Below are 11926 nucleotides of genomic sequence, written 5' to 3' on the forward strand. Positions count from 1 at the left end.
CAGCGGGGTCGGCCGGGTCGCGCGGGTCGGCCGGCTCGCGCGTCTCGATGGCGAGCCCGCCGCCGGCCGTGCAGGGGCTCATCGAACGCAGCGACGGGCTGGCGCCGCTGGCGGACCGGCTCGGGGTCACGCCGCGGCAGCTGCACCGGCGCTCGCTCGAGGCGTTCGGCTACGGGCCGGCCGTGCTGCGGCGCATCCTGCGCGTGCAGCGCTTCCTCGCCCTGCACAAGGCGCACCCGGCCCTGCGGCTCGCCGAGCTGGCGGCTGGGGCGGGCTACGCCGACCAGGCGCACCTGTCGCGCGACGTGCGGCGGCTGTGCGGGCTGACTCCGCGCGGCCTGCTCGCATCCCGGTCGGCGGACTGGCACGGAGACGGCGCCGTCGTGCGGGTGTGAGGTCCGATTCATTCAAGAACTGCGCGGCGCGCGGGCCCTACCGTGCGGTGCATGACGAACGACACCGCCTCCACCCCGTCGAGCGCGCCCGTGGCGGCGCTGGCGATGGTGACGATCGACTGCGACGACGCCCACGCGATGGCCCGCTTCTGGAGCGAACTGCTCGGCGGGCAGATCGCGCACGACGAGGGCGACTATTCGATGGTGACCGCCGGCGGCGTCACGCTCGGCTTCGGCCGCGACCCCCAGTACCGGGCGCCGCAGTGGTCGCAGGCCGGCACCAAGCAGTTCCACCTCGACCTGTCGACGGACGACCTCGACGCGGCCGCCGCGCGCGCCCAGGAACTCGGCGCCGCGCTGGCCGACCCGCAGCCGCCGGAGGCCGCTGGCAAGTGGGTCGTGCTGCTCGACCCCGCCGGTCACCCGTTCTGCGTCGCGATCTGGGGCTGACCGGCTCCGCCGGCACCGGCACGCGTCGGCTTCGGGGCGCGGCGCGCCGCCGCCGAAGGTGCCGAACCTCAGGCGGTGACGGCGGCGCGGATCGCGTTGGTGTGCTCCGGGGAGGAGCCGCAGCAGGAGCCGATGACGTCGACGCCGGCGTCGCGCAGTTCGCGGGCGTGCTCACCGAGTTCGGCGGGGCCGACGGTGTAGACGAAGTCGGCGCCCTCCAGGTGCGGCAGGCCGGCGTTCGACTGGGCGATGACGAGGACGCCGTCGGGACGGGCCGCGACGAGCTGCTCGGCGATGACGCTCATCTCCTCCGGCCCGCGGCCGCAGTTGGCCCCGACGACGTCGGCGCCGGCCGCGGACAGCCGGGTGATCGCGTCGGCGGGGGCCACGCCCATCATCGTGTGCAGGTTGGTGTCGAACGACATGGTCGCGACGATCGGCAACTGCGGAGCCAGCTCGCGGGCCACCTCGATCGCGAGCGTGGCCTCGGCGAGGTCGCTCATCGTCTCGACGAGCACGAGGTCGATGCCGCCGGCCAGGAGCCCGCGCAGCTGCGCGGCGAACAACTCGCGCGCCTCGTCGGCCGACATGGCGCCCATCGGCTCGAGCAGTTCACCCGTCGGGCCGATGTCACCGGCGACGAGGATGCCGTGCCGGTCGGCCACCTCGCGGGCCAGCGCCGCGCCCGCGCGGTTGGTCTCCTCGACAAGCTCCTCGTGGCCGTGCATCGCCAGCCGCGGCGCCGTGCCGCCGAAGGTGTTCGTCGTCAGCACGCTCGCGCCGGCCTGCGCGTACTCCTCGTGCAGGCCCGACATCGTCTCCGGCTGCTCGATGTTCCACATCTCGGCGCACTCGCCGGGGGGCAGACCGCGCTCCTGCAGGAGCCAGCCGTAGCCACCGTCGAAGACGGGGGCGCGCTCGCCCAGGAGTTCCGCGAATCGGTTCGTCATCACGCGCCCAGCCTAGGTGTCGCCACCGTCGTCGCCGCCCTCGGTCCACGCCCTCGCGGCCCGCTCACCGGACCTCGCTCGCCAGCTGTTCGAGCAGCCGCCGGCGCCACGTCTCGACGACCTCGACCTGGTTGAACGTGTAGATGTGCAGACCCTCGATCGCCAGCGCCTCGTTGGTGCCCAGGGCCGCGACCCGCGTGACGAACCGGTCGGAGGAGAAGCCCGGTGCGGCGATGCGCGCGAAGACGTTCTTCTGCTTGCGCAGGAAGCGCACCGACTCCCCGACGCCGATCTTCGTGGCCATGCCGAGCAGCTTGGCGCGCTCGACGGGGCCGGCGACCCCGACGATCGCGGGCAGCCGCACGCCGCGGCGGCGGATCCGCTCCAGCCACACTCCCAGCTGCTCGGCGTCGAACGTCATGTTCGAGACCACGTGGGTGGCGTATTTCCGCTTGTCCCACATGGCCTGAATGATGATGTCGTCATCGATCGTGGGGTGCGATTCGGGGTAGCCGGCGATGCCGACGTGCTCGAACGGGTCGCCGAGTTCGCGCAGGTCGACGAGCAGGTCGTGCGCGCACAGGTAGTCGCCCGCGGGCTCGGGGGCGTCACCGCCCGGCACGAAGACCTTGCGGATGCCGCTCTCCTGGAGGCGCTCGACGATGTCCTTCAACTCGGCGGGGCCGCTGACCATCCGCGCGGCCAGGTGCGGCACGGCGTCGTAGCCCGCCCCCGCGAGCCGGCTCGCCACGTCGAGGGTGTCCTGCAGGCTCTTCACGGGGGAGGCCGTCACCGTGACCGTGACCTCGGTAGGCACATGGGCGAGTACCTGATCGACGATCTTGGCCGTCGGCAGCACTTCGTACCGCGCCCCCTCCAGCATGTGCCCGGTCTTCATCGAGGGGAATTCGTTGCTCATCATGCAACTCGTTTCGTTATACGCACCACAGTGAGATCAGCGTAGAGCCCCTACCGGGCCGCCGACAAGAGATTCGAGCGACCGCGGACGAGGCGTAACGCACACGAAACGCTGGTGTCGGGGGCTGGCTCCGGGCCGCATGATCCGGATGGTGCGGGCGGCCCGGCGCGCGCAAAGATGCGGGTATGACCTCCCGACGCCTGGCGCTGACCGACTCGGTACGCGACCGGTGGTTCCGCGCGCTGCACGCCGGGCGGCAGCCCCGGATCGTGCGCGCCGCCCTGCGGTTCTCGGTGTGCTGGGGCGGGCTGGGCGCCGGCGGCGTGACCTTCGCCGCGATGATCTCGCTGACGGCCGGGTTGACGATCCTCGTGAGCCTGGCCCGGGCCTTCCTCGGCGACCGCCCCGAGCTCATCGCGCTCATCATCGACGTCGTCAACGACGTCGTTCCGGCGCTCATCAACGACGGCTCCAACAACGGGCTCATCCCCGCCGCCACCCTCATCCGAGCGCCCGGATGGAGCCTGACCGCGCTGGTCTCCACCGTCGTCGTCCTGTGGGGCGCGGCGACGATGATGACGGGGATGCGGCGCACCGTGCGCCAGATGTTCGGCCTGGGTGGGGCGCCACTGCCGTTCGCTATGGGCAAGGCCATCGACCTGGCCGCCTTCCTCGCGCTCAGCGTGGCGATCATCGTCTCCTCGGCCCTCGTCAGCGCCGTCACCTTCCTCAGCGAACAGGTGCTGCACTGGCTATCCGTCGACGAGACCTTCAGCTACGTGCTGTTGCAGGTCGCCGCGGTGCTGCTCGCCGGGGCGCTCGACGCGCTGCTGGTGGCCCTGATCTTCCGCTTCACCGCGCGGGTGCGGGTGCCCCGGCGCGACCTGATCCAGGGCATGATCATCGGCGCCGTGGGCCTGGGCGTGCTGCGGCTCGGCGGCACCAGCATCATCGGCCTGTCCGACAACCCGCTGCTCGCCTCCGCGGCGGCCGTCGGAACCCTGCTCGTCTGGATCAACCTCGCGATGCGCTGGCTGCTGTTCACCGCCGCCTGGACCGCCAACCCGCCGCCTGCCCACGTGCCGGTGCACCCGGCCACCGTCTACGCCTCCCAGACCCCGAACTACGTGACGATGTCGGCGCCGCACACCCTCGAATGGGCCCACCACCCCGTGACCGGCACGATCATCCCCAAACCCACCGACCCACGCTTCGACCGCGACCGCGCCGCCCTCGCCGCCGCCACCGGCAACGGCACCGCGAACCCCGCCGAGCCGGCCGAGCGCATCGAGCCCTCCACCGGCACCGCCGGCCCCAGCGCCTGAGCCTCACGCCTCCCTCCGCCGCGCCTACGGGACAGAGGTATTCGTTCGCGCCTACGGCACGAGCACCCCGCCGCGCCTACGGCACGACCACTCCGCCGCGCCTACGGCACGAGGTACTCGGCGTCGCGGCGGTCGGTGATGAGCATGTGGCCGGGCGAATGACTGATCGCCAGCTCCGGGCGCGTGGCCATGACCATCGCCTGGGGCGTGACGCCACACCCCCAGAACACGGGCACGTCGCCGTCGCGGACGTCCGGCGGGTCACCGAAATCCGGCCGGGCGAGATCACCGATGCCGAGCGCCGCCGGATCACCCACGTGCACCGGCGCCCCGTGCACACCGGGGTAGCGGGCCGTGATGCGCACCGCGTCGGCCACCCGATCGGCCGGCACCGGACGCATCGACACCACCAGCGGACCGGCCAGGCGCGCGGTGGGCCGACACGGCCGGTTCGTCGTGTACATCGCGACGTTGCGGCCCGCGTCGATGTGCCGCACCGGCACCCCCGCCTCCCGCAGCGCGTGCTCGAACGTGAAGCTGCACCCGAGCAGGAACGTCACGAGGTCGTCGCGCCAACGATGCCGCACCTCGGCACACTCCTCGACGAGCACACCCCGCTCGTACACCCGGTAGGCGGGCACGTCGGTGCGGATGTCACCGGCGAGCAACGCGCCGCCCACCTCACCCGGCTCGAAGACGTCGAGCACCGGGCACGGCTTCGGATTGCGCTGGGCGAACAGCAGGAAGTCGAACGCGAGATCCCGGGGCAGCGCGATGACGTTCGCCTGCGTCCACCCGGCGCACCAGCCGGACGTCTGGGTGACCAGCCCCGCCGCGAACCGCGCCCGCGCTTGCTCGGGCGTCGCCGCGGTACCGCTTGATGCCGCCGCCGAGCCCTCCGCGTTGGTCACGCTCATCTCGGTGTTCTCCCGCCCATCTGCGCGTTCTTCGTTCGACCCGCTCACCTGCGCCCGGTCGCAGCGGCTCACTAGTAGGCCGTCGTGTCGGGCAGATGGAGCCGGACTCGCTGACCCGGCACCGCCTGCGCCGCAAGGTCGACGGCCGCTGCGGTGAGCACCCCGACCACCGGATAGCCACCGGTCACCGGGTGATCGGCGAGGAACAGCACCGGCTGACCCCCGGCCGGCACCTGCACCGCCCCGCGCACCACCCCCTCGCTGGGCAGCTCCACCCCGACCAGCTCGGGAGTCCGTTCCAGCGGCTCCCCGTGCAGCCGCACCCCGACCCGGTCGCTGCGCTCGGACACCTCCCAGGTGGCCACGTTGAGCTGCAGCAGGTCGGCGAGCCAGCCGCCCCGCGGACCGGGGGTCACGTCGAGCTCGAGCACCTCGGGATGCGGCTGGAAGACCGCGACCTGGTCGACGACCGGCTGCGGGTCGGACGGGGCGCGCCCGACCGGCAGGTAGCTGCCGTCGGCGACCTCCGGGCCGATGCCCGCCAGCGTGTCGCGGGACCGCGACCCGAGCACCGGCTCCACGTCGAAGCCGCCGCGCACCGACACGTAGGTCCGCAGCCCGGTCGCGGGCCGGCCGAGCCGCAGCACCTGGCCGTCGTGCAACCGCACCGGACCGTTGGCGTGCACCCTGCGGCCGTCGATGAACGCCGGCGCGGGCGCCCCGGTGATCGCCACCGTGAGGTCTCCGTCCGCGCGCGCCTCGAAGCCACCCAGGAGCACCTCCAGCGCAGCCGGGCCACACGCGCCGACGCCCGGATGGTCGTTGTCGAAGTCGTGCCCGAGCACGCGCCCGCCCAGCAGGTAGGAGCGCATGTCGGCGGCGCCGGACCGGCTCACGCCCTGCGCCGCCAGGCCCGGACGGCCCAGATCCTGCACGAGGGTCAGCGCCCCCGTTCGCCGCACGTGCAACCCGCTCATCGCGCCCCTCCGACCTCGTCGCCGTCGGCGTTCCCGGCGTCGTCAGTGTCGTCCGCGTCGTCCGTGTCGACCGTGTCGACCACGTCGGCCGCGTCGACCGCCTCGAACCGCACCGACCATCCCGGTCGCAGCAGGGCGGGTGGGTCGCGCTGTTCGTCCCACAGCACGACATCGGTGCGCCCGATGAGCTGCCAGCCACCGGGCGAACTGCGCGGGTAGACCCCGCTGAAGGTGCCGGCCAACCCGACGGCGCCGGGCGGGACCTTGGTGCGCGGCTCGCCTCGGCGGGCCACGTCGAGTCGGGGGTCGCCGTCGACGAGGTAGGCGAACCCGGGCGCGAACCCCCCGAAGCCGACCCGCCACGGCGTGCCCGTGTGCGCCTCGACGACCTCCTGCTCGGACAGGCCCGTCAGCGACGCGACCTCCGCGAGGTCCGGGCCGTCGTAGGCGACCGGGATCGTCACCGTCCGGTCGTCACTCCGCTCGGGTGGCTCGGGCGCCAGGTCCTCGGCGATCGCCTCCAGCTCGCGCCGCAGGCGCGGCAGGATCGCCGCCGTCTCCACGGTGACGAGCAGGGTGCGGGCCGCCGGCACGAGGTCGAGCACCTGGCTCCACAGTCGCCCCGCCGCGTCCGAGCCGTCACCCTCGCCCGCGTCGTCGGCCTCGTGCGAGCCGGCGTGCAATCCGAGCTCCTCGCGTTCCAGGCTCGCCATGTCGGCGCTGACGACGAAGTCGTCGACGTCGTCACCGGACAGGTCGTCCGGCCGCGGCCCGTCGGTACGCCGGTCGTCCAGGCTCACACCGACCACGGGACTCGAGTCGACGCCGTGCGCCGGCCCACCCCGGGAGACAGCTGGTCCGCCGGGCAGGGGTTCGGTCGTCGAGCCGGGCGAGGGATCGGGCGCCCCCTCCTGCGCGATGCGCGCGGTGACCGCCGCGTGCAGGGCGAGGACCGCGTCGAGGTCGCTCACCTCGACGAGCACCGCGCGCTCCCCGCACGGCAGCAGTCGTAGCTCCATGTCTCCTCCTCAGACGAACGAACGAACGGTGACGCCCGCCTCGATCAGGGCCGCCCGCACCGCGCGGGCCATGTCGACGGCCCCGGGACTGTCACCGTGGGTGCAGATGGAGCGGGCCCGCACGGCTACGTCCGTGCCGTCGGCGGCCGTGATCAACGCGTCGGTGACCAGGCGCACCATCCGCGCCGCGACCTCCGTGGGGTCGTGCAACAGGGCCCCCGGTTCGCGCCGGGAGACGAGGGTGCCCGCCGGGGTGTATCCCCGGTCGGCGAACGCCTCGGGCACCGCCGTGAGCCCCGCCTCCCGCGCTCGGCGCAGCAGCGCCGAACCGGGCAACCCGAGGATCGGCAACCCGGGGTCGTAGGCGGAAACCGCCTCCAGCACCGCCTGGGCGTGCTGCTCGTGATGCACGGCCGTGTTGTACAGCGCGCCGTGCGGCTTGACGTACGCGACCCGGCTGCCAGCCGCCCGGCACATGGCCTCCAGGGCACCGATCTGATAGAGGATGTCGGCGCTCAGCTCCTCGACGGTGGCGTCGACGAACCGGCGCCCGAAACCCATGAGGTCGGGATAGGCGACCTGGGCCCCGACGGTGACGCCGTGTTCCGCCGCGGCCGCGACCGTGCGCCGCAGCGTCAGCGGGTCGCCCGCGTGGAAACCGCACGCGACGTTGGCGCTCGTGACGATCGCCAGCATCGCGTCGTCGTCGCCGAGCCGCCACTGCCCGAACGACTCCCCGAGGTCGGCGTTGAGGTCGACGACCAGCTCGCTCATGTCGGCTCCTTCGGTGTCGTCATCGGCGTCGTCATGACCACAGGGCGGCGAGGCCGCCGAGCGACTGCGCGCCCAGCCACAGCGTGAGCACCCAAGCGAGCACCCCGACTCCGAGCAACCAGGCCGGATAGCGGTAGCCGTGCAGCAGGTCGCGCCGCCGCCAGGCGACCCACAGGATGACGGTGAACCCCAGCGGCAGGATGACCCCGTTGAAGGCCCCCGCGAAGATGAGCAGAGTGACCGGCGCCTTGCCCAGCGTGACGTACAGCACGGTGCCGATGACGATGAACGCCACGGTCAGCAGGTTGCGGGTGCGCTCGGGCGTCGAGCTGCGGGTGAGGAACGAGACCGACGTGTACGACGCGCCGATGACCGAGGTGATCGCCGCCGCCCACAGGATGATGCCGAACATCCGCAGGCCCACCTCACCGGCGGCGACGCGGAAGGCGCTCGCGGCGGGGTTGGCCGGGTCGAGGCTCGCGCCGGCGGCGACGACCCCGAGGATCGCCAGGAACAGCACGACCCGCATGACGCCGGTGAGGATGATGCCGATGACCGAGCTGCGGGCGATGTGCGGCGCGTTGTCGGCGCCGGTCATGCCCGAGTCGAGGAGCCGGTGCGCACCGGCATACGTGATGTACCCCCCGACGGTGCCGCCGATGAGCGTGGTGATGACGAGGAAGTCGACGGTCTGCGGCAGCACGGCGTTGCGCAGCGCCTGCCCGACCGGCGGCCCCGACGTCACCGCGACATACGTCGTCAACCCGATCATCAGCACACCGAGGGCGACGACGAGCCGGTCGAGCACCATGCCGGCCCGCTTGACGAGGAAGATCGCGATGGCGATGGCGGCGGAGACGATGCCGCCGATCACCGGGTCGACCCCGAGCATCGCGTCGATGCCGAGACCGGTGCCGGCGATGTTGCCGATGTTGAACACCAGGCCGCCGGCCACGACGAGGGCCGCGAGCGCGTATCCGAGGCCGGGGAGCACCTCGTGGGCGAGCTCGTGGGCGCGCACCCCGGCGACGCCGATGACCCGCCACACGTTCAGCTGCACCGCGATGTCGACGACGATCGAGGCGAGGATGGCGAACGCGAACGCCGCGCCGAGCTGGATCGTGAACGCCGTGGTCTGGGTGATGAACCCGGGCCCGATGGCGCTGGTCGCCATGAGGAACATCGCGCCGAGCACGGCGCTGCGCGTCGAACCTGCCGGCGCGACACGAGAATCGACGCCGGACGGTTCCGGTGAGCCGGTGGGTGGCGGCATGTCGGCCCCCTTTCTCACACACTCGCTGAGGATGCCGGGGAGTGTAGCGGCGAACACCGACAAGATCGCGGCGAGCCCGTCGAGGCTGACGGCGCGCCCGGAGTGTCACGGTCTGCGCAGCAGCCTATCCACGAGCCGGAAGGCGGCGGCGACCAACAGCGCGAACCCGAGAATGACCAGCAGGGTCAGGGCGACTCGGGGGTATCCGAGGGTCGCGACGTTGACGAAGCCGTAGGGGTAGGCGTCGATGACCGCGCCACGGCCGAGCATCCAGGCCACCCAGGCCAGGGGAATTACCAGGCTCGCGGCGACGGTCCGCATGGTGAACCATCCGCGCGGTCCCCAGACGAGCCAGACCAGCAGGGTGACGCCCGGCACGACGAGGTGCTGGAGGGGGTTGGTGATGCGCGACCAGCCGACCACCACGTCGTCGGGAGCCAGGATGAGCGCGTAGACGATCGCAGTGATCGTGATCATGAGCAGCCCGGACAGGCGCAGCGCCCGCCGAGCCGGTGTCACGGTCCGCGGAGCCAGCGCGAGGAGAGTGGCGCTCAGCGCGACGACGATGTTCGACCACATCGTGAAGTAGCTGAGGGTGTCGCCGAGCCGGGAGAGCACTCCCGCCGCCCCGTCGGGGTGGATGCCGTACAGGTGCGGCTCCCAGAATCCGCGCTCGTAGGCCCCGAGCGCCGAGATGACCACGGTCATCGCCACCCCCGCCCACGCGAGAAGCGCGGTGACCGCGTGGGCGATCCGCGCCCGCGACTGTCGCATCGCCACCCCTTCCGATCGATCGGATCCGGGCACGATCCTCGCAGGTCAGCAGCCGATGACCGCCCAGCGACGTCGTGAGCCGCGTCTCCGGAGCCTGCAGGTGTCGGCCTACGGCTCACCGGCGTCGGATCCTCCGGCGTCGAGCGACCGGCGTCGGGTGACCGCGGCGGACTTACCGGGTCGGGACCGCCGGAGCGGCCCGGCGGCGGCCGACGGGGCCCAACACGACGCTCAGCACGAGCGCGCAGCCGGCGAGGACGACGGCGACGACCCCCAGCAGGGTCACCGGCTCCTCGACGGCCATCCGCGCGATGAGCCGGTTCGGGGCCAGGGAGGCGAAGCCGAAGGCGATGAGGGTGCCGAGGTAGCAGCCGGCCATGTTCGCCCGGTGCGCCGAGACGTCGCCCCGGCGGATCGCGGCCACGCCCGCGCTGACCGACACGAGGGTGAACACCGACAGGCCGTGCAGCCACGAGAAGCCGTGCGGGTGGATGCCGAACGACGTGGCGCAGGTGAGCAGGATCGCCGCGGCCCACACGCGCCCGAGCGCGCGATGGGCGGCGTCGCGGCGCCGGCGCAGGAGGTTGACCGGGCCGAGCACGAGCACGACGGAGGCGGCGATCGCGTGCGTCGCGATGAGCCAGGTGCTGTCCATGGCCAGAAGATACTCGCACTATCCTCTAGTTGCCAACGTAGATAGCAGTGCCGCGACGCACTATCCACCAGGAGGATCGATGCGCCTCGCCGAACTGGCCGCCACCACGCAGACCTCGCCGGCCACGATCAAGTACTACCTGCGCGAGGGCCTCCTGCCCGCGGGTCGCGCCGTCAACGCCCGCCTCGCCGAGTACGACGAGCGGCACGTGCGCCGACTCCTGCTCATCGGCGCGCTGCGCGGGGTGCTCGGGGCCCCGATCGGCCGGATCGCGGACCTGCTGCGACGCGTCGACGACCCGAGCGTCCCCCTGCCGACGCTGCTCGGGCACGCGCAGCTGCTGGCGCTCGCGCTGCCCGACGACGAGCCCGAGCCGGCCGGCGAACCGCCCGCGATCACTCGGCTCCTGCACGACCGGGGCTGGGAAACCTCGAGTCCGGTGCGGGCCGCGCTGGCCTCCCATGCCGCGTCGATGTCGACCCTCGGAGTCGGCGTCAACGAGCAAATCCTGCAGGTGTACGCCGACGCCGCCGACTCCGTCGCGCGCCTCGACCTCGCCAACGTCGGCGCGACCACCAGCCGCGACGAGGCGGTGCTCGTCACAGCGGTGGGCGTACACAGCTTCGGGCGCCTGCTCCTGCGTCTCGTCGCCGTCGCCCAGGCCGCCCACGCCGGCGGCACCACGATCAGCTGACCGCGCTGAGCCCGCTGACCTGCCGACCCCTGACCCCGCTGGGCCCGCTGACCCCGCCGACCCCCTGGACCCCGCCGACCCCGCCGACCCGCCGACCCGCCCCCCGAAGCCGCTGAGAACTGCGTGTCGTGGTGAGGACTGCGACACGGACTGCAGTTCTCATCACGACACGCAGTTCTCAGGGTCGTTTACGTGCGGTGAAGCGGGCGTGCAGGGTGGCCTCGATGACGATGTCCTGCGGAGTCGGGTCGCCGCCGGCGTCGCCGACCGCACCGACCGCGCCGACGAGCTCGGCGCGCTGGGCCAGCCCGCGCAGGTCGCCGAGGCTCCCGGAGAAACCGGCGCGGCCCGGCTCCACCGGGGCCCCGAGCAGCCCGGGGTCGGCGATCCCGACGAACTGCACGTGCAGGGCGCCGGCGGCGTGCGCCATCGTCGTCGCGCGGGTCTTCGCGCGCTCGACCGCCTCGGTGAGCACCGCGACCTCGATCCGCTCGCGGGTCGCGTCGGTCAGGCTCCACTCGACGCCGTCGATCTCGACCTCCGCCAACCCGGCCCACCGGGAGACCGCGGCCGCGAGCGCCGACACGTCGACGAACTGCACACTGATGTGTGCGTAGGCCGTGTGGACGACCCGATCGGCGTGGTCGCGGTACCGCGAGGTGAGGATCGGCTGCACCGACGACCACGCGACCGCCGGCCGCTGCGACGGCGGCGACGGCTGCGGCGGCTCAGGGCGCTCGAACTCGGCGAGGTCGGCGCGCACCCGCTCCAGCGCCGCGCCGGCCCGCTGCGCGGTCGACTGCG

The 11926-nt window shown here is 72.8% G+C and carries 14 protein-coding genes; 4 read left to right on the forward strand and 10 right to left on the reverse strand.

The annotated features are described in order from the left end of the window. Window positions 1-395: helix-turn-helix domain-containing protein (locus PINTE_RS17245; RefSeq protein ID WP_157087330.1), on the forward strand; the 395-nt coding region annotated here is incomplete at its 5' end. A 51-nt stretch (window positions 396-446) separates the two neighbouring features. Further along, a complete protein-coding gene (locus tag PINTE_RS17250; protein WP_068433235.1) occupies window positions 447-845 on the forward strand; it encodes a VOC family protein in 399 nt (132 codons plus the stop codon). Window positions 846-913: 68 nt separating this feature from the next. Here the strand turns inward: PINTE_RS17250 and PINTE_RS17255 are convergent, their stop codons facing one another. Together PINTE_RS17255 and PINTE_RS17260 are read right to left on the reverse strand one after the other, a co-directional pair. Then, the gene (locus tag PINTE_RS17255; RefSeq protein WP_068433237.1) at window positions 914-1795 is read right to left on the reverse strand and encodes a homocysteine S-methyltransferase family protein; all 882 of its coding nucleotides are present in this window, start codon (window positions 1793-1795) and stop codon (window positions 914-916) included. 64 nt (window positions 1796-1859) lie between these two features. Further along, window positions 1860-2714, reverse strand: coding sequence for a methylenetetrahydrofolate reductase (locus PINTE_RS17260; protein WP_084343735.1), 855 nt, complete (start codon window positions 2712-2714; stop codon window positions 1860-1862). Window positions 2715-2899: 185 nt separating this feature from the next. Between PINTE_RS17260 and PINTE_RS17265 the strand changes: the two genes are divergently transcribed. Then, window positions 2900-4039 (forward strand): YihY/virulence factor BrkB family protein, encoded by a 1140-nt coding sequence (locus tag PINTE_RS17265; RefSeq protein ID WP_084343732.1) that lies wholly within the window; start codon window positions 2900-2902, stop codon window positions 4037-4039. 101 nt (window positions 4040-4140) lie between these two features. On the opposite strand, the gene PINTE_RS17270 is transcribed toward PINTE_RS17265, so the two are convergent. From PINTE_RS17270 to PINTE_RS17300, 7 genes are all read right to left on the reverse strand, one after another. Continuing rightward, a complete protein-coding gene (locus PINTE_RS17270; protein ID WP_068433259.1) occupies window positions 4141-4956 on the reverse strand; it encodes a putative hydro-lyase in 816 nt (271 codons plus the stop codon). A gap of 71 nt (window positions 4957-5027) precedes the next feature. Further along, on the reverse strand, window positions 5028-5933 hold the full coding sequence (locus PINTE_RS17275) for a 5-oxoprolinase subunit C family protein (RefSeq protein WP_068433239.1): 906 nt from the start codon (window positions 5931-5933) through the stop codon (window positions 5028-5030). Continuing rightward, the gene (locus tag PINTE_RS17280) at window positions 5930-6952 is read right to left on the reverse strand and encodes a 5-oxoprolinase subunit B family protein (RefSeq protein ID WP_068433241.1); all 1023 of its coding nucleotides are present in this window, start codon (window positions 6950-6952) and stop codon (window positions 5930-5932) included. Before PINTE_RS17280 ends, PINTE_RS17275 begins: the two co-directional genes overlap by 4 nt. Window positions 6953-6961: 9 nt before the next feature. Next, window positions 6962-7726 carry a LamB/YcsF family protein gene (locus PINTE_RS17285; RefSeq protein ID WP_068433243.1) on the reverse strand — a complete coding sequence of 255 codons (765 nt, stop codon included), beginning with the start codon at window positions 7724-7726 and terminating at the stop codon, window positions 6962-6964. Window positions 7727-7757: 31 nt separating this feature from the next. Next, window positions 7758-8999, reverse strand: coding sequence for an NRAMP family divalent metal transporter (locus PINTE_RS17290; RefSeq protein WP_068433246.1), 1242 nt, complete (start codon window positions 8997-8999; stop codon window positions 7758-7760). Between the two features lie 105 nt (window positions 9000-9104). After that, on the reverse strand, window positions 9105-9773 hold the full coding sequence (locus PINTE_RS17295) for a Pr6Pr family membrane protein (protein ID WP_157087331.1): 669 nt from the start codon (window positions 9771-9773) through the stop codon (window positions 9105-9107). A gap of 172 nt (window positions 9774-9945) precedes the next feature. Then, a complete protein-coding gene (locus PINTE_RS17300) occupies window positions 9946-10428 on the reverse strand; it encodes a DUF2306 domain-containing protein (RefSeq protein WP_068433251.1) in 483 nt (160 codons plus the stop codon). Window positions 10429-10507: 79 nt separating this feature from the next. On the opposite strand from PINTE_RS17300, the gene PINTE_RS17305 reads away from it, so the two are divergent. Then, window positions 10508-11122, forward strand: coding sequence for a MerR family transcriptional regulator (locus PINTE_RS17305; RefSeq protein ID WP_068433253.1), 615 nt, complete (start codon window positions 10508-10510; stop codon window positions 11120-11122). 178 nt (window positions 11123-11300) lie between these two features. Here PINTE_RS17305 and PINTE_RS17310 read toward each other — a convergent pair. Beyond that, the coding region (locus PINTE_RS17310; RefSeq protein ID WP_068433255.1) for an SIMPL domain-containing protein at window positions 11301-11926 on the reverse strand (626 nt) is incomplete at its 5' end.

The organism is Piscicoccus intestinalis NBRC 104926 (genome assembly GCF_001515525.1).
GTDB classification, from domain to species: Bacteria; Actinomycetota; Actinomycetes; order Actinomycetales; family Dermatophilaceae; genus Kineosphaera; species Kineosphaera intestinalis.